Genomic DNA, 20,170 nt, shown 5'->3' on the forward strand with positions numbered 1-20,170 from the left:
CTTCGATAGCTCGGTAGCGCTCTCACCGAGTCGATGTGCGACGAACGTCGCCCGTTGTCGCATCGACGTGGACATCGACGACACCGTCCGGCGTCTCGAGTGGGACGATCCATAGGCCGCTCGTTCGATGTGGGTCCTCGAGCAGCGTCGCTTGCTCGCTCCCGGCGCTCTCGAGTGATTGACGGGCGATTCGAGTCGCTTCTTCGGGGTCGTCGACCTCGATGTCGTCGGTCATTCGAAGCGTGACGACCGGTGCATCCGCCATTCGCACGATGCGCTCGGTGACGCTCCCGACGAGGAAGCGGTCGAGACCGGTCCGGCCCTGGGTTCCCATCACAATCATGTCGATGTCGTTCTCACTCGCGTAGTCAAGAACGCACTCGTGTGGCACCCCGCGTTCGATCGTTGTCGTCACCGGGATATCGTCCCGACTTGCTTCGCTCTCGACATGGTTGACGGCACGTTCCGCCTCCGAAGCGGCCGCTCCGCTGCTCGTCGTGCCGAGCGGCCCTTCGGGAACGATCGAAAGTGCGTGAACCGTCCCGTCGAACCGATCCGCGATCGTGAGTCCGTGATCGATCGCTCGTCGGGTCCCGTCGCTCCCGTCCGTCGGAATCAGCACGTTCTGGTACATCGATTCGATTGAATTTGGGGTGTCACGTATAAATATGCTGAGTAGCGACGCCGGTCGGACTTCCCTCGGTCGCTGTATATTCGCGCAGGCAAATTGTCATCCTTTCCCGGAACGCCATTTATTCGTCTCGCTGGGGTTTGTGATACTAATGGTGTTACGGGAATGATGGGTCGGACCGGTCGAGGCGCGTGGTTCATCCGGCGAGCCGACACAGAAGCAAGGGAGTTGCGCCACGGGGCGTCACCTGCATCCAAATGAGCGGCGACGCATCCGATAGCACGACGTATGTCCGTGGCTAACCCACGCCGGGAGTTTATCGCCGCCGTCGGCACGGGGGTCGTCGGGCTCACCGTCGGCGGCTGTCTCGATACTGATACCGCCGACCACGACCTGCCAGCGCTGGTTCTGACGTGGCAGCGAGACCCAACGACCACGATGACTATCGACTGGCACGTCGACTCGAGCGGCGCTTTCGTAGACGATCCGGACACCCTCGAGTATCGGGCAGACGACGCCGAAAGCGACTGGAGGGAGCTTTCGAGTTCCTCCCACAGCTTCGACCAGTACGATCGACGAATCCACCGCGTCGAACTAACCGGTCTCGAGCCCGGAACCACCTACGAGTTTCAGGTCGAATCTGGGTCCGCGTATCGGTTTCGGACGATGCCGGTACGGTTGGACGATCCGCTCACGTTCGCGGCCGGTGGAGATACCGACGCGTCGGATTGGGATCGGATCGCGAGCGAGTTACTGGCGTACGATCCCGAGTTCCTGGTAATCGGCGGTGATTTCGCCTACGCAGACGGCGGGACGAGCCACGATTCCCTCGAGCGCTGGCACCGGTGGCTCGAGACCGCAAACCAGGAGTTGATCGACGAGGATGGTCGCGTGGTTCCGATCGTCTCGGCTATCGGAAACCACGAAACCAGAAACGGATACTATCACGAGGCAACTCGACAGCTAGCGGATACGGACGAGTGGCGGGAGTGGTACGCCCCGTACTTTTACAACGTCTTTGCGTTTCCCGGCCACCCGGGCTACGGCGTGTTGGATTTCGGCGAGTACCTGAGCATGCCGGTTCTCGACAGCAATCACACCAACACGATCGACGGAACCCAGACCGAATGGCTCGAGGACGTTCTCGAGGAGCGTTCGGAGACGACTCACGTCATCCCGGCCTATCACGTACCGGCGTGGCCCTCTCATCGGGAGATCGAACTGGATCTAGATCAGCGCTCCCAGTTTCACTGGTGTCCGCTCTTTGAGCGCGCCGACGTCCGGTTTGCCCTCGAGAGTCACGACCACACGTTCAAGCGGACCCATCCGCTACTCGAGGGCGAGCGCGACGAGGACGGGATCGTCTACGTCGGTGACGGCTGTATGGGACGGCCGCCGCGAGAAGCGGATGCCGATCGCTGGTACATCGACGAGGCCAGCGGAACGTACAACTGTCACATCGTTACGATCGACGAGACGAAAGCACACGTCGAAACGATCCGTGCGGATGGGGGGACACTCGACGAGGTGAGCCGAGACGTCGTTTGAACGAGCGACGCGCGCTATCCGTCCGGCGAGCGGTCATCAAGCGTCCGTTCCGCCATCGCGTCCGACGCGTTCGGTGACAACAACGTCGACACCCGCGCGTTTTCCTTGATCTGAACGCCGCCTTCGGGAACGCTGAGCGGGAGCAACGGGAGGTGTGAGCTGACCCAAACCGTCGGATGGGAACAGCCTCGAGCAAGCAGTTCGTTGCGCGCCTGGAGAACGAGTTGGTCTTCGACGTCGGTGAGAAATTCGTTGTGCTGAAGGACGTACCGTCCGCCGTCTAGCTCCCACCAGCCGTAGTCGTCGTTCGGGGCCTGTTGGGCCGTCGGGACGGCCTCGAATTCGGCGTCCTCGAGTTCGTCGCCGCCGAAATCGAGCTTGCCGGGGGCGTCGACGGTGTAAATCGCGCTCACCGTCAGATCGATTCCCTGATCATGAACCTGCGTCGGCTCGTAGACGAGGTTATCGACATGAGTCGCGAGCGGATGCTCTTCGGACATATCGGTTGGAGTAACGCTCTGTATCGTAAAAAAACGGCCGCCCGGACGAGTCGAGATGATGGGAACGGCGAGCGAACTGGAACGTCGCGCTAACTCCCGGAACTTGATGTGATCGGCCGCGTAGCTATACACCATGGTTGACGTACTGAGGGACGACATTGCTCGCTTCGTTCGCGCCGCCGGACCGGAACCCGACGAAACGCTCCGCGAAATGGACGAGTACGCCGCCGCCGAGGGGTTCCCGAACGTCGGTCCCGAGGTCGGCGGCGTTCTGGAACTCCTTACGCGGATGATCGGTGCTCGCCGCGTCTTCGAGTTCGGGTCGGGGTACGGCTACTCCGCGTACTGGTTCGCGAAGGGACTCCCCGACGACGGCACCGTCGTCCTGACGGAAGTCGACGAGGACGAACTCGAGATGGCCAGAGAGTACATGAAAGCCGGCGGCTTCGACGACCTCGCGCGATACGAACTCGGAGACGCACTCGAGACCGTCGACCGCTACGACGGCCCGTTCGACGTGGTGTTGATCGACCACCAGAAACATCGCTATCCCGAGGCCTTCGAGGCGGTCAAATCAAAGGTTCCAGTCGGCGGAATACTCGTCGCGGACAACGCGATGACGGCGGGGAGCATCCAGTTCGAAAAGTTACTCGAGGTGATCGATACCGGGCGGGAACCGTCGGGAGTGAACGAAGACACGCGAGGAATTGCCACGTATCTCGAGGCCGTCCGTTCTGACCCCGCGTTCGAGACGGTCATCCTCCCGCTCGGAGAAGGGATCGCGGTAAGTTACCGAACGGAGTGATTGTGGTGCGTTACCGAACGGAGTAATCGGAATCGTTTTCGACGACACGGTCGTCGGCCGCTTCGGTCCCCGGCGTTGCGCCGTACTCGCGAAAGCCGAGGAAGACGCTCGTCGCACAGGCCAGTAGCAACGTTCCCCAGGTTAGCGCTCCGACCGTAATCGCCGCGAGCGTCGTCGAACCCGGAAGGACCGTAGAGATCGTTCCCACGCCGACGATGTGGAGCGTGGCGACGCCGAGAAAGCTACTCCAGAACCCAAACGAGAGCGTCGCGAGCCGTCTCCGGCTGACGACGGTAGCGACTCGAGCGACGGCGTAGACGCCCCCAACGGCGAGCGCTGTGCCAGCGACCGTCGGAAGAATTTCGTCGCTGGTAGCGCCAATACCTCCGGCGGCTGCAAAAAGCGCGAACGATACTGCCAGAAGCGACCGATCCGATTGGAGTGGTGAGTGGATCACGTCGGACACTGCGTTGGTGGCACCTACATGCGCCCGAATATATAGTTATTGGCTGGGCGAGATATTGTGAATCGACAGCAAGAATCATATCGAAAAGTCGGGTCGAACCGCTCAGGTTCCGGATAGATCCGGTTTGGGCGCGACGTGCGGTTCCGGAACGAGGTCCCTAAACGGTTGCTCGTCGAGCCACTCGAGGAGACAGACCAGTTGATCCGTCGCCGCCTCGAAGAGGTGGCCGCCGATTTCCGGCGTCGCATCGGTCTGGTCCCCGAAGACGCCATTCTCCGAGATCTCCTTCGAATCGTAGGTGACTCGAGCGCCGTTGACGGCCATCGCGGCCGGTTCGAACGCCGTCATTCCACCGTCGCGCGCGTCCTCGAGACGGTCCTCGCGAACGAGGTCGTTCGCGATGTGCATGATCATCGCGGTCTCTTTCGGACCGCCATGGGGACCGGGCGTCGCGAAGACATCCTCGATCAGTTCCGGGATCGACTCGTCCCACATCCATTCGATTGCGTAGGCCGTTCCGTCGTCGCGCAATCGTCGACCGACCTCCCGCAGGTGCGCGACGTTTCCCCCGTGGGCGTTGACGAAGACGATGCGATCGATTCCGTGATAGGTGAGGTTTCTCGAGAGGCTCTCGACGTAGTCTCGAAAGACGGGTGCGTCGACCCACATTGTTCCGTGGAACTGTCGGTGGTGGGGGCTGACGCCGATCGGGATCACCGGCGTACAGAGGTGGCCCGTCCGGTCGGTAGCCGCTCGAGCGAGCGCGTCCGCGATCATGGAGTCAGTGCCTTCGGGGAGGTGTGGTCCGTGTTGTTCCGTTGATCCGAGCGGAACGACGGCTAGCGATTCGGTTTCGACGTACTCACCGAGTTCCGGCCACGCGCGGTGTGGAAGGTACATACACGGTAATCGACTTCGGCACGCAAAACGGTACGTACGGGAGAGATCCCACAGGCTTCTCGGGATATATCACATATTGCGATATCAAATAGCGGATCGACCGCTCGCGTACTCGAGCGCTCGGAATAGGCCACGGACAATCGGCCGGTACGCTGAGACAGCCCAATGCGAAGCATTGACGTGACACGGAGTTGAACGATTGTCGTAGCTTTCGGGCCGTCCACCGCCAGACGTGATGACCAATCGTTATGAAAAAATTCCCTTCGATTCCACGGGTCGCGAACGCGCCCGATGACCTCCTCAAGGAGGGCCATCTGTGGCTTCTCGAGAAGGTCGACGGAGCGAATTTTCGGTTCCAGCTCCGACAGTCGGGGCTCGTTCGGTTCGGCGACCGAAGCCGGGTCTACGACGACCCGGACGAGGTCCCCGTCCCGTATCGACACGCCGTCGACCACGTCCGGGAGAACATAGATCGCGAGGCGCTTCGAAACGCCGTCGATGACGTCGAGGATATTGTGTTCTTCGGCGAGGCGATGCACCGCCACGCGATCGAGTACGATTGGGGACGGACGCCGTCGTTTCTCGGCTTCGATGTCTGGTCGGCCGATGCGGGGAAATTCTACCCGCTCGATACCGCCGAACGGATTTTCGATCGGATCGGCCTTCGACCGGTGAACGTCTTCGAACGGGAACGACGAGCGCGGGACTTCGACCCCGACTCGTATGCGATCCCGGAATCGAAGTGGTACGACGGCCCCGCGGAGGGAGTGATCGTCCGAGACAAGCGGGGCCGGCGGGCAAAACTCCTCCATCCTGCGTTTCGAGAGGTCGACGAAACGGTTCCGGTCGACGCACCCGTCGAGGCGTTGGCGGGACGGTACGTAACGGAACGCCGACTCGAGAAGGTCGCGGCCAAACTCGAGGACCGGAATCGACCGGTGAACTTCGAGACGCTGTACGATCGGGTCGTGACGGATATCGTCCGCGAAGCCCACAAAGAGCTCTATCACGGGAGTGCTCCTGTGGATATGGAGTCGTTCAGATCGGAAGTCGGTGCGCTGACGCGGCGGTATCTCGAAGCCCGGAACGACGATAGTTGGAAGTAAAAGCACCGCATCTGCCATTTCCTGTGAAAGTTCGGCGAGCATCGACCCGTGGAATGATAAAGGTTAATAAATATGGCGGCATGAGTTGTTATATGGCAGTCGTAAGCGTCTCCATGCCGGACGAACTTCTGGATCGACTCGATCAGTTTGCCGACGACCACGGCTATACCGGGCGGAGCGAAGTCGTCAGAGAGGCCTCCCGAAACCTTCTCGGCGAGTTCGAGGACACGCGACTCGAGGGCCGGGAACTGATGGGGATCGTCACCGTTCTCTTCGACTACGAAACGACCAGCGTCGAAGAGCGGATGATGCACCTGCGTCACGAACACGAGGATCTCGTCGCGTCGAACTTCCACAGCCACGTCGGCGACCACCACTGTATGGAACTGTTCGTTCTCGAGGGAGCCCTCGAGGATATCTCGACGTTCGTCGGCAAAATCCGTGCAACGCAGGACGCGCTCACCGTCGACTACTCGGTCATTCCGGTCGACAGTTTCGATCCGATTAGTCAAGAACACTGAGACGAGGCGCGTTTTCTCCGATCAGCCTGCCTCCACTGGAAGTAACCAATAGTTGCGAGATTCGCTTGGAGCGCGTACTTTTACTATTTCCCACTCGTAGGACTACTCGAAATGTCTTACACGAAGGTCAACTACGAGGAGGTCGACCAGGTCTCGAGTGCGATGCACTTTCTGAGCGACCCGCTCGAAACCGAGCGGGTCGGCGTGACGGTTGCACGGTGTGACCCGCAGTGGAAGAGCCAGCCCCACGACCACGTCGATAACGACCACGAGGAGGTGTACGTGCTCATCGAAGGCGAGGCGGAAGTGATCGTCGACGACGAACCGGTGGAGATGGCGACGGGCGATGCGCTGTGGATCCCGCCCGAGTCGACGCGCCAGATTCGCAACGGCGACACCGAAAGCGCGTTCGTTCTCGTGAGCGCACCCTCGATCGCAGACGACGACGATACCGACGGCGAGTGGCTACTGAGCGGCTTTGCGGGATAGACTGGCGTCTGTTTTTGATATGACTCGAGAAGCGGTGTCGCCATCGGGGCCGGAATTCAAACGCCGGCGGCTTCTGCCCCGGAGTATATCCCGCTCGGTACTGACAAACGGCGTATGAACCCGCTCGAGGACAGCATCGTTCCGGATCGCGCGCTCGACGTCAAGACCGAAGCAAGCGAGTTCGCTCGAGAACACATCGAGCCAAACGCGGCCGAATACTACGAATCGGGTGACTATCCGTGGGATATCCTCGAGGCCGCACAGGAGGCGGGCCTCGCAGGGCAAGACATCCCGGAAACCTGGGGCGGGCGAGGGCTCGACCTTCCACAGCTCCTCGCGATCACGGAGGAGTTCTACCGGGCGGACGCCGGCATCGCGTTGACGATACAGTTGGCGAGTTTCGGCTGTGAAATCACGTACGAATACGGGAGCGACGAACAGTGTGAGGAATACGTCCGACCCGTTGCCGAAGGCGATCAGCTATCCGGGCTTGCCGTCTCGGAGCCGGAAACGGGGAGCGATCTCGCGGGCATGCAAACCAGCGCGGAACAAGACGGGAACGAGTACGTCCTGAACGGGGAGAAGTACTGGATCGGAAACGGCGTCGAGGCCGATTGGGTGACCGTCTACGCCCGAACCGGTGATGACGGGAACAACCGGTACGGGAATCACTCGATGTTCATCGTGCCGACCGATACGGACGGCTACGAGGCCGAACACATTCCCGAAAAGATGGCGATGCCCGCCTCGAAGCAGGCCCACATCACGTTCGACGACTGCACAATTCCCGAATCGAACCTGATCGGCCACGAGGGTGCCGGGTTCATGATGCTCGCGGACTTTTTCAACCACGGCCGGATCGTTGTTTCAGGGCACGGACTCGGACTCGCCGCGGCGGCTATCGAAGAGGCGTGGGAGTTTACCCACGAACGGGAGGAGTTTGGACGGACGATAAACGAGTTTCAGGCGGTCCAGCACGGACTGGCGGATATGCTCGTCGAGTTCGAAAGCGCTCGAGCGCTGGTCTGGCGAGCGTGTCGAAAGGTCGAAAGCGACGAAAACGCGGGTTACTGGGCCGCACTATCGAAGACGAAAGCGACGGAAACGGCGGTCGACGTTGCAGAACAGGGAATGCAGTTTCACGGCGGTCGATCGATCCTCGACGAACGCCGGATCGCGCGCGTCTATCGTGACGTTCGGGTGCCGGTCATCTACGAAGGCGCGAACGAGGTCCAGCGAAATCTGATCTACGGACAGGCTCCCTGAACTTGAGTCGAATCGAGATCCGCTCGGAAACGTCCCGCCACCGGGAGGTCGTCTAACGAAGAACACTGGTCGAGCAGGGTTACCTGTTGCCGATAGCGATTAGTTAACTGTCGGATCGATCGATTCGGATGACTCGCCGAACGCCCCGTTAGTAATTTGACTCGAGACGGATTCGATCTGTTCGACGAGTTGTACTTTCGAGATGGGTTTGACGAGATATTCGTCGAAATCGGCGTTAGAAATCTCACTAGCCGGGTTTATTGCGGACACGATAATTACGGCACCGTCGTATCCGCTCGCTCTGAGCAACGATAGCACTTCGTCACCGGAGAGACCAGGCATTCGGCGATCGAGCAGGACGACGTCCGTCGATTCGGTTACCTGCTCGAGCGCCTGTTCACCGTTGTAGGCTGTTGTTACGTTCCAGTTCGGCTCCAGCCACGCAGCGAACAGATCGGCAAGCCGTGGTTCGTCGTCTACGACGAGTACATTGATCTTCGATTCCTCCGTTTCCCCCTGTCCCATCATCGAACACACCTACGGATAACCAATGGTGCTTCCCTGTCATAAAGCTCATGACCAGGTGTCATACCGATTACTGGTTTATAGTCCTATAAAAAATAACTAACGGCAGATTTACTTCCAAAGTACGGGACTGTGACGACGGACAACACAGATCAATCAACAGGATTGTTTTGTTCTACGAAAGAAAGATACTGCGATAGTATCAGCTGTGTGGGTCTTGATAGTACCCGAAACCGAACACCCTTCGACCGGGATAGGATCGGCGGAATCACCGCAGCGCTATCGAAAAGCCCGTCTTACTGCCCTTCGAAGTCCGGATCGCCATCGCCCATGAAGGCCGTGATTCCCTCCATGAGGTCGTCCGTTCCCATGAGCTGACCGAACGCGGCCGCTTCGTACTCGAGTCCGGCGTTCGTGTCGTTTCGACCGGCGAGCATCGCCCGCTTGGTGTACTTCGACGCGATCGGTGGGCCACCGGCGAGGCTCGCCGCGAGTTCGAACGCGCGATCCTCGAGTTCGTCGTTCTCGTGGACCTCGTTGACGAAACCGTACGATTCCATCGTCTCGGCATCGAATCGGTCCGCGGTAAGGATGATCTCCTTTGCGCGGCCCTCGCCGACGATGTTCGGCAGTCGCTGGGTGCCGCCCCAGCCGGGGATCAAACCGAGGTCGAGTTCGGGTTGGCCAAATTCGGCACGTTCGCTGGCAACGCGCAAATCCGCACACATCGACAGCTCCATCCCGCCGCCGAGACAGTAGCCGTCGATGCCGGCGACGACCGGGAGATCACTCGACTCGAGCGTTCCGAACGTCGACTGGCCCTTCTTCGACAGTTCGGTGCCGTGGAGGGGGTCCGCACCGCCCGCGGCCATGCTCTGGACATCCGCGCCCGCGGAGAAGGCCTTCTCGCCCTCGCCGGTGATAAGAATCGCGCGAACGTCGTCGTCGTCCTCGAACAGGTCGACGGCTTCGACGAGTTCGTCGAGGATCTGTTCGCTGATAGTGTTCATCCGGTGTGGTCGATCGAGGACGATGTGGCCGACCATTTCGCCGGGATACTCGACGCGGATCGCTTCGAAGTCGGCGGCGTCACCGTCGTCCTCGTCAACCGGGTCGTAGAACGTGCCGACTTCCGCGCGCTCTTTGAGGTAGGCCGCGGGCTCGTATCGCTCGTGACCCGTTATCTCGGCGGCATCCTCGAGCGTCTCGAGGGCATCGTCGAGGCCGAATTCATCGACGACAGTGACGGGGCCGTCGGGGAAGCCCGCTCCGAGCATGACGGCTTCGTCGATCGACTCGGGTGGAGCGACATCGTTCCCGATCAGTTTCGCGATTTCGTTGGCCATCGAGGCGATCAGTCGTCGCTTGACCAGTTCGGAGTGCTGGTCGGTCGGGATGTCGACGCCGTCTCCGTCCTCGTAGTCGTAGAACCCTTTGCCGGTCTTCCTGCCGAGCTCTTCGTTCTCGACTTTCTCCTCAAGCAACGGAGCCGGCTCGTAGGCGTCGCCGAGCACCTCGTGCATGTACTCGAGGACGTGGTAGCTCACGTCGTTTCCGACCTGGTCGCCGAGTTCGAAGCTTCCCATCGGCAGTCCCATGTCGAATTTCGTGGTGGAGTCGACCTCCGCGATGGTCGCCTCGTCGTTGCTGACGAGCCACGACGCTTCGTTCATCAGCGGGACGAGAATGCGGTTGACGATGAAACCGGGCTCGTCTTTGTGCACGCGCACGGGCGACTTCCCGAAATCCTCCGCGAGTCCTTCGACGACCTCGAGGACGGAGTCGTCGGTGTGTTCCCCGGAGATAACCTCCACGAGGGGCATCCGGACCGGAGGATTGAAAAAGTGCATTCCGCAGAACCGTTCGGGTCGTTCGGTTACCTCCGAGAGGTCGGTAATCGAGAGGCTCGAGGTGTTCGTCGCGAAGATGGCATCGTCGGGAGCGACCTCCTCTACGTCGCCGTAGACATCCTTCTTGATCTCCATCTTCTCGGGAACCGCTTCGATGACGATATCGGCGTCGCCGACCGCCTCGCTCATGTCAACCAGCGGCGTCACGCGCTCGAGCGCTCCGTCGGCTTCCTCCTGCGAGAGCTGGTCGTTTTCGGCGAGCTTGTTCAGCGACCACTCGATTTGTTCGTAGCCGTCCTGGACGAACTCCTCGTTGATGTCGCGCATGTTCACGTCGTAGCCGGCCATCGCGGCGACCTCCGCGATACCGTGACCCATGTTACCCGCACCAAGAACTGCGACGGTGTTGATATCTTCCAGATCCATGGTTCATTGTGCAATCCGTACCGGTTTCAACGTTTCCCTCTCAAAGAAAAGAAACTACATTTGAGTTTACAGACGGTTACAAAGTTCTTTATCGTTCAGGCAGGAAAGATCCAATATGGAATTTGGATTATCCGACGAACAACAGCAAATCCGCGAAGAGGTAACGCGGTTTGCAGAGAACGAAATCGTCCCGGTCGCCGAGGAGTACGACGTAGAAGAGAAGTACCCCCACGACGTCATCGACAAGGCCGCCGAGATGGGCCTAACCGGCTCGTACATCCCGATGGAGTACGGCGGAGCGGGCTACTCGATCCTCGATACGGCGATCATCACCGAGGAACTGTTCTCCTACGATCCCGGTATCGCGCTGTCGATCGTTTCGACTTCCTTCGGCTGTGAGGCGATCATGAACTTCGGGACCGAGGATCAGAAAGAACGCTTCCTCGAGCCCGTCGCGTACGGTGACAAGATTTCGGGCGCGGCAATCTCCGAGCCCGATACCGGCTCCGACGTCTCTTCGGTTTCGACGCAGGCCGAGAAAGACGGCGACGAGTGGGTAATCAACGGGAACAAGATGTGGATCACCAACGGGACCGTCGGCGACTTCTTCGTCGTTCTCTGTAAGACGAACCCCGATGCGGAAGGGCGATACAACGGCTTCAGCCAGATCATCGTCGAATCCGACCGCGACGGGTTCGAAGCTGACAAGATCACCGGCAAGCTCGGGATCCGTGCATCGGACACCGCCGAACTCATCTTCGACGACGTCCGCGTCCCCGAGGAGAACCTCGTCGGGACCAAAGACGCCGCGTTCATGCAACAGATGCAGTTCTTCGACGAAACCCGAACCGCGGTCGCCGCCCAGGGCGTCGGTATCGCGAAAGGCGCGACGCGAGCGGCCCTCGAGTACGCACAGGACCGCGAGCAGTTCGGCCAGTCGATTTCGGAGTTCCAGGCGATCCAGCACAAACTCGCCGAGATGGCGACGAACACCGAAGCGGCTCGGAACCTGACCTACAAGTCCGCCTGGAACGTCGATCAGGGCGAGGACATCACAAAACTCGCGTCGATGGCCAAGGAGTACGCCTCTCGCGTCGCCGTCGATGTCGCCGACGAGGCCGTCCAGATCCACGGCGGAGCCGGCTACGTCAACGACTTCCCGGTCGAGCGGTTCTACCGAGATGCGAAGATCACCCAGATCTACGAGGGAACGTCGGAAATCCAGAAGAACGTTATCGCTCGCGAACTGCTCGGCAAAGGGTTCTAAATCGGGCGTTTTCGCTTTTTTCGTCGCTTTCGTTTTCGTTTCAGATGCCCTTCCGGCACCACGTCTCCACTGGCACACCGCATCTACCAGTGCCACGCTATTCACTGCTTTACACTCCCGGCCGGCATCATGACGTCGACAGCGCCCGAGGGACCACTACCGGTTTCGGTCACTTACGGAGAATCGAGGAGAAAGCCTCGCGCTTCAGCGCGGGGAGGATGTCGAGTTCACGGACAGCATCAAAAAAGCGAGGCGATTACTCCGCCGGCTCCGCGACCCGCTGTCCGCTTCCCAACTCGAGGCCGCCCTCAAGCGTTCGGACGGGGTAGGGGATGTCGATTCCTTCTGCGTCAAAGCGTTGTTTGACGCTGGTGACGTACTCGCCACGAATTCGGACGAAGTCCGCTCGACCGGGATCCCCGATCCAAAACCGAGACTGCAGGCCGACGTCGGAGTCGCCAAGTTCGGTGAGACGGACCGACGGGCCCGGCTCGTCCAGAATGTCGGGGTGGTCCTGTGCTTCTTCGACGATGATCTGGGTCGCTTGTTCGATATCGTCGCCGTACCCGATCCCGAAGACGAATTTTAATCGTAGTTTGTTCCCGTCGACGGGATTTTTGAGAACGCCGTTCGTGAGTTCGGAGTTCGGCACCGTTAGCAGTTCGTTGTCGAACGTCCGAACGCGGGTGACGCGCAGACTAATGTCCTCGACGGTGCCGGCGTGGTCGCCCCACTCGATCCAGTCGCCGATCTTGAACGGTTTGTCGGTGTAGATGAAGATGCCGGCAACGAAGTTCGAAATGACGTTCTGCGTTGCGAGCCCGAGCGCGAGCGCACCCGCCGCGGCGATACCGGCCATGGAGACGAGGAAGTTCCCGTAGTCCGCGAAGCCGAACGCGACTGCGATGGCGACGAACACGACGCCGAACTGCGTAATCAACAATAGCGGTTTCTGTGCGTGGGCGTCGAGGCTTCGACGATCCATCGCACGAGTGACCAGCGGCAAGACGACGAACCGGCCGATGAAGTAGATAGCCAGGAACGCCGCGACAAATCGGATCAGGCCCGCAGCGCTCTCTGCAACTTCAGTTGATACGCCTTCGATGTTTTCGAGTCTCGCTCCGATCGGGCCGAGCGCTGGAGCCAACACGGCCGAGACTCCTCCCGCCGTCATCGATACATCACTGCCGTGTGACCTCGCGTGTCGAAGACTGTCGCGTTCACACGGTCTGCGAGATCCTCTGCCTTCTGTTCGGTCGAACTCCCGGCTCGAGCGGCGCGAAGGAATTTGACCTTGACGAGGTCCCGATCCGCGAGTTGGTCGTTGAGTTCGTCGACGACGGCGTCGATTCCACTTTTGCCGACCCACACTGTGACGTCGAGATCGTGCGCTTTGCGTTTCCGTTCCTGTTGATCCATAGCACCGCCTAGCGGGCCGATCGGTTTCAATCTTCGTGAACGGAGCCGACCATCTGATCTCTCTCTCGCGAGACCGGAATCACTCCTCAGCGTTGGTTTCGTTCGCTTTGTCACCGGTCTCGTAGGGATATCGTGCGTGAGCCCCACAATCACAGGTAATCACGACATGCCCGTCTTGGAGCCGGACGCGTGCGTTCGTTCCCGGGCGAAGATACCGATCACAGCGATCGCACGTGAACCGGCGAAACGTCCTGGGGAGCTGTAATCGATTGCGCTCGGCGACTCGACGGGCGAGTCTTACATATTCGCGAGAGCGGTCGTCGTCGGATGCCGAAGCCGCCGCTCGAGCGAGTTCGTGCAACCGTTCGATGCGCTCGGCGGCGACATCCATCACTGGTCATTTTCGTCGGTTGGCCTATTGATGTTGCGCTCTCGCCCCGTCCTGTTTCGACCGGTGCGCTCACAGGACAGAGTCCGAACAAAGACGATACTGCGGAGAGACGACAGGAACATGTACTATCGGTAACTTCGATGCGTTTTAAGCCAGTGACTTCGTTCTGCCGAAACGTGTACCCGATCGTAACAGCAAACCTCCCCTCCATCCTCTCGAGTGCGATTGCGTCGGTTAGCCGCGGGGATCGGTCTGCCAGCCGAATTCCGCGGATTCGTTCGACAATGCGCTTCGGCGATTCCCGTTCTCACACCTGTAGCCCCTCCCTACCGCCCGAGCGGTCGGATGCATCAATTGCATCCGACCGGGTAGGCTGGTTCAACCGGATTGACGATACAGTTATAGCCAAACAAAGTACGCAATATTGTTATATATCGAACTCGAACAGGAGTAATAGAACACAATGACCGGAAGTTCGGATGGTCCCCCCGAACGGATCAGTCGTCGGTCGGTACTAGCCACAGGAACTGCCGGACTCGTCGCGGCGACAGCTGGCTGCGTTAACCAGGTCCAGAGCATGGTCAGCAGTAGCGGCGGTACCACTGACGATACCTCCCTTCGGATCATCACCGTCCCTGCCGATAATGATCGCCAAGCCGTCCAGATTGCACGAGAGCTCGAGGGAAACCTCGAGGCGCTCGACTTCAACGTTTCACTCGACCTCCGCACTAACACCGAATTTCAGCGATCGGTCATGCTCGAACACGATTTCGACATGTACGTCGGTTCCCTCCCAACAGAGCCGGATCCCGATTTCCTGTACGAACTGCTTCACTCATCGTACAAGAGCGAAACCGGGAAACAGAATCCGTTCCGATTCGAGGACATTACGACCATCGACGGAATGTTGAGAGAACAACGCGAGACGGAGGACGGCAGGGACGAGGTAGTCACCGACCTGCTCATCCAGATCGCACGGGAGATGCCGTTCATTCCGATCTGTCTGCCAGAGGGACACCGAGCCGTACAACCCGAGATGGCGGATCTCTGGGAACGATTCCATCCGTACACGCGGTTAGGCTATTTCGGTAACGATGAAACACCGGCGGAACTGACATCGCTGATCATGGATTCGCGTCCGACACGGAACGTCAATCCGTTTTCGACGGAACATCGAAATCACGGAACCTACATCGATCTCCTGTATGATTCACTGGCGATCGATGACGCACTCGTCTACGGCGACGACGAACACATTACCGAGAGCTTTGAAGGAAGCGATCTCATTCCGTGGCTCGCAGAATCGATAGAATGGGGCGAATCCGAACTGACAATCCGAATCCGCGAGGACTGTACGTTCCACGACGGTGAACCCCTCACCGCCGAAGACGTCGCGTTCACCTACGACTTTCTCGCAGACACCACGGGAGGACTAGGCGATTCACCGCTTCCGGCGACGAACTACCGTCGCCACGCCTCTACCGTCGAATCGGTCACTGTCGTTGAGGACATCGACGATGAGACCGAATCAGGAGACGAGGAGAACCTCGAAGTGACACTATCGTTCAGTACGAACCGAGCGGTAGCGGAGCAGGCACTTCTCATCCCCATTCTTCCGAAACACGTTTGGGGAACCGAAGAAGGTGCGCTTGCGGAGTTAGACGAAGATGAGATTCCCGTACAACAGGGACGGTGGAGTCTGCTCGGTTCAGACGAAGAGGATCTCATCGTCGGCAGTGGTCCGTTCCAATTCGAGGAAAAGGCCGAACAGGATAGTCTAACCCTCTCGCGGTTCGACGACCACTTCACTCGAGCTGACGACATCGGTTTGCCCGAAGTAACCGTCGAAGCGCTCGAGTTCCTCAACGATACGAGTAGTGCGTCAGCGCTCCAGCAGGTCGAAGGCGGCGTCGCCGACGTCACGACCTCGCGGATCGAACCGCACGTCGTCGAAGATGTCTACGACGGCGAAAGCGATGAAACAGAGATACTCGTCGAGACGGATCCGTGGTCGTTCTATCACGTCGGGTTCAACACCGATAGCGGACTCTGCCAGAGCCCGAGCTTCCGGAACGCCGTCGGACGGGTGATCGACAGGCAGTACGTTGCAGAAGAAATCTTCTCCGGATACGCGGAACCGATCTGGACGCCGGTCGCAAACGAGGAGTGGCTCCCGGAGGAGGACGAGCTCAGAGACGAGGCGATTTCGTGGATGAACGAGCGTAACATCGAACTCACGGACAAAGAGTGGGACGAACATCAGCCGTTCGCGCCGTTCTGTGAATTAGACGATAATCGCCTCGGCCAGGTCGATATCGAAGAGGCACAGCGGGCGTTCGAGAACGCCGGATTCCAATATAACGAAGACGGTCAAATCGTAGATTACTGATGTTACAGGAGGTTCTGACTGAGGTCGCTATCGTCGTCGGGGTTATGCTCGCGATTTCGATTCCGTTGTTCATCGGAGGGGATCGTATTCGTGAGACAGGGTCCGAGTGGCGAGTACGGATTCGAACCTCTGTTCCGATTATCGCGATTCTACTGATTGTTCTATTGGTAAACCAACAGTACCGGCGCGAAATAGGGGATCTGTCCACTGAATACGGATGGTGGATGACTCGGACGTTCTACGAGATCGAGGGCGAACTCATCATCTGGTTCCAGTCCTACGATTACACGATATTAATTCGATTTTTTTCGTTTATTTACATCTATGCGTACGTCTTCTTGCTGATTTTCCCCGTCCTCGCGTATTTCGCGCTCTCGGATACTCGCCCGTTTCGACAGCTTCTCACGGCCTATACGCTCAATTACGGGATCGGCCTGATCGTATACGTTCTCGTGATGGCGTTCGGTCCGAGAAACATCATGCCGGAGATGTTCGAAACCACACTTTATGACTTTCAGCCACGATACCAACACCTGACTCGAGAGGTAAACGAGTTCAGAAACGTCTTTCCGTCGTTACACACCTCTCTGGCGATGACCGTCGGGATATTCGCAGTGCGGACAAGAGACGAGTATCCGAAGTGGACTCCGGTTGGTATCTTTCTCGGAATCAGCGTCGCCATCTCGACGATGTACCTGGGAATTCACTGGGCAATCGACGTCGTCGCAGGTATGATTCTGGCAGTCGTTTCAGTCGCCATCTCTGTTCTCGTAGTCAACCGCTGGGGGGTGTGGAAACGCAGCTCCGAGCGTCTGCCAACGCTCGCGGAGATCCGGGGCTGGATAGCCTCGGCCTGGCGTTCGATTCGCGAGTGAGCCGGGCGGTCTGACCAGTGGATCGTCGCGCCAGTTTCTCGCGAGTCCGTGGCGCAATACTGTTATACCGTGAGCGGCCAAGATTTCTGAAGGAACTAATGAACGACACTCCGGTCGGGCAAGTAAGTCGTCGCTCGCTCCTCGCGACGGGTGCGGCCGGCGCGTCTCTCTCGACAGCTGGCTGTGTTCGACAGCTCCGCAGTATCGTCAATAGGGACAGGCTAGAGCAACTCTCGTTGACGATAACGACGCTTCCCGCGGACGGTGACCGAGAAGGGATCCAACTGGCTCGACATCTCCGTGCAAACCTGGAAGCGGCCGGTGTCGACGTCTCCCTCGAGATGCGCTCGCAGGAAGAATTCTTGCGGGCGATTCTGATCAATCACGACTTCGACTGTTATGTCGGACGCCATCCCGGCTCGATGGATCCGGACTTTCTGTACGAAGCCCTCCACTCGTTGTACGCCGAGGAATCCGGCTGGCAGAACCCGTTCGGGTTCACGAATCTCGCGTTCGACGAATTACTCGAGGCCCAGCGCCGGGCAAACGACGACGGCCGACAGGACGCCGTAACCAGTGTTCTCGAGACGCTGGCGGTCGAGGTTCCGTTCGTCCCGGTCTGTGTCCCCGAAGAGTACCGACTCGTCAGGACGGACCGGTTCGACGGCTGGGGCGAGTACCACCCGGCGACCCGGCTCGGTCCGCTCGGCCTCGAGCCAACGACGGAGACGGACCAGTTACGGACGGTCGTCATCGACGCGCGACCGTCCCAGAATCTGAATCCGCTCGCCGCGGAGTATCGAAGCGGAGATACGTTCGTGGATCTGTTGTACGATTCTCTGGCGACCGAAAACTGGATCCAGAACGGAACCGAAACCGGTCAGAATGACACCGACGAGAACGAAGACGACGATGACGCCACAACGACGACCGAACTGCTTCCGTGGCTGGCAGAATCCTGGGAGTGGAACGACGACACGCTCGAGGTGACGATCCGCGAGGACTGTACCTTCCATGACGGGGAGCCCCTCACCGCCGAGGACGTCGAGTTTACGTATAACTTCCTCGCGGACACGTCGATGGGCGAAAGCGACGTACAATCCCCCGCGCCGATCTATCGCGGTCTCGTCTCCGTTGTCGACGAAATCAACGTCGAACCGGAGTCCGATCACCAACTGTCCTTTACGGTGGAGACGGGAGAAGCCGTAGCCGAATGGGCGCTAACCGTTCCGATTTTACCGAAACACGTCTGGGAAGAGCGCTCGAGTAGCGCGGATATTCCGGGCTATCGGGTCGCCGAGGGAACGACCGATGCGCTCGTTACGGACAACATCCCTGCCGTCGGGAGTGGTCCGTTCGAGTTCGACGACCGAGCCGAGCGCGAGCACCTCACACTCGAGCGGTTCGACGACCATTTCACCCGACGCGATTCAGTCGATCTTCCCGAAGCGAGTGTCGAGGAGTTGTACGCCGGAATCGACCCCCGAAGCACCTCGGCGATTTCGCTCGTCGAAAGCAACGACGCCGATATGACGCTCTCGACGCTCGAGACCTACGCAATCGAGGACGTGACCGAAGGGGATGGTGTCGAGCTGCGCGCCGACCGGTCGTGGTCGTTCTACCATCTCGGATTCAACACCCGAACCACGCCGTTTAGCAACCCCCGCTTTCGCCAGCTCTGTGCGCGACTGATCGACAGGGAGCGAGTCGTCGAAGAGATTTTCGAGGGGTACGCGCGGCCGGTCGAAGCACCGGTGACCGACGAGTGGATGTCCGAGAGTCTCGAGTGGGACGGAAGCGCACTCGAGACCCCGTTTCTCGGCTCCGACGGGGAAGTCGATGTGGGTGCGGCTAGGCAGGCGTTCGCTGAAAACGGGTTTAGTCACAACGGAGACGGAGAACTGCTGGTGAGACGCTGATGTTAACGCAAGTCCTCGTGCAACTGGTCGTGGTCGTGACACTGCTGAGTCTCCTCTCTATTGCGGTCTTCGTCGGACGAAATCGTCTCGGCGAAACCCGAGTCGAGTGGCGCTCTCGAGTCCGAGCAATGACACCGGTTACGGTCGTCCTTGCCATCGTTTTGGGATTCAACAGCGTTGCCAGACAGGTCGTTCCGGAGCTCTCGTGGATGATCGACTGGAATCTAACAACGCCGATTTACGAACTCGAGGGCCAGTTCATCCTCTGGATGCAGGACCAGGCGACGCCGGAGATCACCGCTTACTTCTCGTTCATCTACATCTACGGCTACGTCTTTTTGCTGGTGTTTCCTGTTATCGCGTACTTCGCACTCTCAGATACCAGATCGCTCCGCGAACTCCTCTCGGCGTACACGTTGAACTACACGCTCGGACTCGTCCTCTACACCTTCATCATCGCGTACGGGCCGCGAAACGTGATGCCGGAACTCGTCGACGCGTTGCTATACGATACGTACCCGCGGTACCAACACCTCACTCGAGAGGTCAACCGAAACACGAACGTCTTCCCGTCGCTCCACACGTCCCTCGCCGCGACGGTCATGTTCATGGCCTATCGAACGCGCGACGCCTATCCGAAGTGGTTCGTGCTCGCACTCTTCCTTGGCATCAGCGTGGCGATTTCGACGATGTACCTGGGAATTCACTGGGTAATCGACGTTATCGCAGGGATCGGCCTTGCGTATATCAGCGTCGTGCTCTCGAAACACCTCGTCGGCAGGTGGTCGCTCTCGGATTCGATCGGCGGCCATCTCTCGAGAATACGGAAGCGATAAGATAGTGTTATTGGGATTTTGAGGCGCTTGGATGTGACTGT

Annotated in this window: 20 protein-coding genes; 11 read left to right on the top strand and 9 right to left on the bottom strand. The window is 59.3% G+C overall.

The window, feature by feature from the left end:
* Positions 1-22: 22 nt before the first annotated feature.
* Entirely contained in the window at positions 23-634 is a 612-nt protein-coding gene (locus QNM96_RS00295; RefSeq protein WP_283834010.1) for a universal stress protein, read from the bottom strand.
* Positions 635-925: 291 nt separating this feature from the next.
* Here QNM96_RS00295 and QNM96_RS00300 point away from each other — a divergent pair, with 291 nt between their 5' ends.
* Positions 926-2,179: a fibronectin type III domain-containing protein gene (locus QNM96_RS00300; protein ID WP_283834011.1), complete on the top strand. Its 1,254-nt coding sequence runs from the start codon at positions 926-928 to the stop codon at positions 2,177-2,179.
* A gap of 14 nt (positions 2,180-2,193) precedes the next feature.
* Here QNM96_RS00300 and QNM96_RS00305 read toward each other — a convergent pair whose 3' ends face one another.
* Entirely contained in the window at positions 2,194-2,679 is a 486-nt protein-coding gene (locus tag QNM96_RS00305; protein WP_283834012.1) for a dCTP deaminase, read from the bottom strand.
* 133 nt (positions 2,680-2,812) lie between these two features.
* On the opposite strand from QNM96_RS00305, the gene QNM96_RS00310 reads away from it, so the two are divergent.
* Positions 2,813-3,484: an O-methyltransferase gene (locus QNM96_RS00310; protein WP_283834013.1), complete on the top strand. Its 672-nt coding sequence runs from the start codon at positions 2,813-2,815 to the stop codon at positions 3,482-3,484.
* 10 nt (positions 3,485-3,494) lie between these two features.
* On the opposite strand, the gene QNM96_RS00315 is transcribed toward QNM96_RS00310, so the two are convergent.
* Complete coding sequence (locus QNM96_RS00315; protein WP_283834014.1) at positions 3,495-3,950, bottom strand: hypothetical protein; 456 nt, start codon at positions 3,948-3,950, stop codon at positions 3,495-3,497.
* A 102-nt stretch (positions 3,951-4,052) separates the two neighbouring features.
* A complete protein-coding gene (locus QNM96_RS00320) occupies positions 4,053-4,850 on the bottom strand; it encodes a creatininase family protein (RefSeq protein WP_283834015.1) in 798 nt (265 codons plus the stop codon).
* A gap of 248 nt (positions 4,851-5,098) precedes the next feature.
* On the opposite strand from QNM96_RS00320, the gene QNM96_RS00325 reads away from it, so the two are divergent.
* The 4 genes from QNM96_RS00325 to QNM96_RS00340 all read left to right on the top strand — a co-directional run bounded on the left by QNM96_RS00325 (position 5,099) and on the right by QNM96_RS00340 (position 8,232).
* A complete protein-coding gene (locus QNM96_RS00325; RefSeq protein WP_283834016.1) occupies positions 5,099-5,956 on the top strand; it encodes an RNA ligase family protein in 858 nt (285 codons plus the stop codon).
* A gap of 92 nt (positions 5,957-6,048) precedes the next feature.
* The gene (gene nikR / locus QNM96_RS00330) at positions 6,049-6,477 is read left to right on the top strand and encodes a nickel-responsive transcriptional regulator NikR (protein WP_283834017.1); all 429 of its coding nucleotides are present in this window, start codon (positions 6,049-6,051) and stop codon (positions 6,475-6,477) included.
* A 111-nt stretch (positions 6,478-6,588) separates the two neighbouring features.
* The gene (locus tag QNM96_RS00335; protein WP_283834018.1) at positions 6,589-6,966 is read left to right on the top strand and encodes a cupin domain-containing protein; all 378 of its coding nucleotides are present in this window, start codon (positions 6,589-6,591) and stop codon (positions 6,964-6,966) included.
* 114 nt (positions 6,967-7,080) lie between these two features.
* Positions 7,081-8,232: an acyl-CoA dehydrogenase family protein gene (locus QNM96_RS00340; RefSeq protein ID WP_283834019.1), complete on the top strand. Its 1,152-nt coding sequence runs from the start codon at positions 7,081-7,083 to the stop codon at positions 8,230-8,232.
* Between the two features lie 99 nt (positions 8,233-8,331).
* Here QNM96_RS00340 and QNM96_RS00345 read toward each other — a convergent pair whose 3' ends face one another.
* Both QNM96_RS00345 and QNM96_RS00350 read right to left on the bottom strand, forming a co-directional pair.
* Positions 8,332-8,757, bottom strand: a complete 426-nt coding sequence (locus QNM96_RS00345; RefSeq protein WP_283834020.1) for a response regulator — start codon at positions 8,755-8,757, stop codon at positions 8,332-8,334.
* A 296-nt stretch (positions 8,758-9,053) separates the two neighbouring features.
* The gene (locus QNM96_RS00350; RefSeq protein WP_283834021.1) at positions 9,054-11,033 is read right to left on the bottom strand and encodes a 3-hydroxyacyl-CoA dehydrogenase/enoyl-CoA hydratase family protein; all 1,980 of its coding nucleotides are present in this window, start codon (positions 11,031-11,033) and stop codon (positions 9,054-9,056) included.
* Positions 11,034-11,148: 115 nt separating this feature from the next.
* Here QNM96_RS00350 and QNM96_RS00355 point away from each other — a divergent pair, with 115 nt between their 5' ends.
* Positions 11,149-12,300: an acyl-CoA dehydrogenase family protein gene (locus QNM96_RS00355; protein WP_283834022.1), complete on the top strand. Its 1,152-nt coding sequence runs from the start codon at positions 11,149-11,151 to the stop codon at positions 12,298-12,300.
* A 256-nt stretch (positions 12,301-12,556) separates the two neighbouring features.
* Here QNM96_RS00355 and QNM96_RS00360 read toward each other — a convergent pair whose 3' ends face one another.
* From QNM96_RS00360 to QNM96_RS00370, 3 genes are all read right to left on the bottom strand, one after another.
* Complete coding sequence (locus QNM96_RS00360; RefSeq protein WP_283834023.1) at positions 12,557-13,474, bottom strand: mechanosensitive ion channel family protein; 918 nt, start codon at positions 13,472-13,474, stop codon at positions 12,557-12,559.
* Positions 13,471-13,719 (bottom strand): YhbY family RNA-binding protein, encoded by a 249-nt coding sequence (locus QNM96_RS00365; RefSeq protein ID WP_283834024.1) that lies wholly within the window; start codon positions 13,717-13,719, stop codon positions 13,471-13,473. The genes QNM96_RS00360 and QNM96_RS00365 overlap by 4 nt, the downstream gene beginning before the upstream one ends.
* A gap of 79 nt (positions 13,720-13,798) precedes the next feature.
* Entirely contained in the window at positions 13,799-14,110 is a 312-nt protein-coding gene (locus tag QNM96_RS00370; protein WP_283834025.1) for a ribonuclease P, read from the bottom strand.
* A 463-nt stretch (positions 14,111-14,573) separates the two neighbouring features.
* Between QNM96_RS00370 and QNM96_RS00375 the strand changes: the two genes are divergently transcribed.
* The 4 genes from QNM96_RS00375 (at position 14,574) to QNM96_RS00390 (ending at position 20,129) form a co-directional block, all read left to right on the top strand.
* The gene (locus QNM96_RS00375) at positions 14,574-16,499 is read left to right on the top strand and encodes an ABC transporter substrate-binding protein (RefSeq protein WP_283834026.1); all 1,926 of its coding nucleotides are present in this window, start codon (positions 14,574-14,576) and stop codon (positions 16,497-16,499) included.
* 224 nt (positions 16,500-16,723) lie between these two features.
* Positions 16,724-17,374, top strand: coding sequence for a phosphatase PAP2 family protein (locus tag QNM96_RS00380; RefSeq protein WP_283834027.1), 651 nt, complete (start codon positions 16,724-16,726; stop codon positions 17,372-17,374).
* A 98-nt stretch (positions 17,375-17,472) separates the two neighbouring features.
* On the top strand, positions 17,473-19,293 hold the full coding sequence (locus QNM96_RS00385) for an ABC transporter substrate-binding protein (protein WP_283834028.1): 1,821 nt from the start codon (positions 17,473-17,475) through the stop codon (positions 19,291-19,293).
* The gene (locus QNM96_RS00390; RefSeq protein ID WP_283834029.1) at positions 19,293-20,129 is read left to right on the top strand and encodes a phosphatase PAP2 family protein; all 837 of its coding nucleotides are present in this window, start codon (positions 19,293-19,295) and stop codon (positions 20,127-20,129) included. Before QNM96_RS00385 ends, QNM96_RS00390 begins: the two co-directional genes overlap by 1 nt.
* The last annotated feature ends 41 nt before the right edge of the window (positions 20,130-20,170 follow it).

It is taken from the genome of Halostagnicola sp. A-GB9-2, assembly GCF_030068615.1.
Classification (GTDB): Archaea; Halobacteriota; Halobacteria; order Halobacteriales; family Natrialbaceae; genus Halostagnicola.

Bases quoted from the DNA above. Each gene is read 5' to 3' on its own strand.
- QNM96_RS00295 (WP_283834010.1), bottom strand. From the start codon at position 634: ATGTACCAGAACGTGCTGATTCCGACGGACGGGAGCGACGGGACCCGA.
- QNM96_RS00305 (WP_283834012.1), bottom strand. From the start codon at position 2,679: ATGTCCGAAGAGCATCCGCTCGCGACTCATGTCGATAACCTCGTCTAC.
- QNM96_RS00310 (WP_283834013.1), top strand. From the start codon at position 2,813: ATGGTTGACGTACTGAGGGACGACATTGCTCGCTTCGTTCGCGCCGCC.
- QNM96_RS00320 (WP_283834015.1), bottom strand. From the start codon at position 4,850: ATGTACCTTCCACACCGCGCGTGGCCGGAACTCGGTGAGTACGTCGAA.
- QNM96_RS00325 (WP_283834016.1), top strand. From the start codon at position 5,099: ATGAAAAAATTCCCTTCGATTCCACGGGTCGCGAACGCGCCCGATGAC.
- nikR (WP_283834017.1), top strand. From the start codon at position 6,049: ATGGCAGTCGTAAGCGTCTCCATGCCGGACGAACTTCTGGATCGACTC.
- QNM96_RS00335 (WP_283834018.1), top strand. From the start codon at position 6,589: ATGTCTTACACGAAGGTCAACTACGAGGAGGTCGACCAGGTCTCGAGT.
- QNM96_RS00340 (WP_283834019.1), top strand. From the start codon at position 7,081: ATGAACCCGCTCGAGGACAGCATCGTTCCGGATCGCGCGCTCGACGTC.
- QNM96_RS00345 (WP_283834020.1), bottom strand. From the start codon at position 8,757: ATGGGACAGGGGGAAACGGAGGAATCGAAGATCAATGTACTCGTCGTA.
- QNM96_RS00350 (WP_283834021.1), bottom strand. From the start codon at position 11,033: ATGGATCTGGAAGATATCAACACCGTCGCAGTTCTTGGTGCGGGTAAC.
- QNM96_RS00355 (WP_283834022.1), top strand. From the start codon at position 11,149: ATGGAATTTGGATTATCCGACGAACAACAGCAAATCCGCGAAGAGGTA.
- QNM96_RS00360 (WP_283834023.1), bottom strand. From the start codon at position 13,474: ATGACGGCGGGAGGAGTCTCGGCCGTGTTGGCTCCAGCGCTCGGCCCG.
- QNM96_RS00365 (WP_283834024.1), bottom strand. From the start codon at position 13,719: ATGGATCAACAGGAACGGAAACGCAAAGCGCACGATCTCGACGTCACA.
- QNM96_RS00370 (WP_283834025.1), bottom strand. From the start codon at position 14,110: ATGGATGTCGCCGCCGAGCGCATCGAACGGTTGCACGAACTCGCTCGA.
- QNM96_RS00375 (WP_283834026.1), top strand. From the start codon at position 14,574: ATGACCGGAAGTTCGGATGGTCCCCCCGAACGGATCAGTCGTCGGTCG.
- QNM96_RS00380 (WP_283834027.1), top strand. From the start codon at position 16,724: ATGACTCGGACGTTCTACGAGATCGAGGGCGAACTCATCATCTGGTTC.
- QNM96_RS00385 (WP_283834028.1), top strand. From the start codon at position 17,473: ATGAACGACACTCCGGTCGGGCAAGTAAGTCGTCGCTCGCTCCTCGCG.
- QNM96_RS00390 (WP_283834029.1), top strand. From the start codon at position 19,293: ATGTTAACGCAAGTCCTCGTGCAACTGGTCGTGGTCGTGACACTGCTG.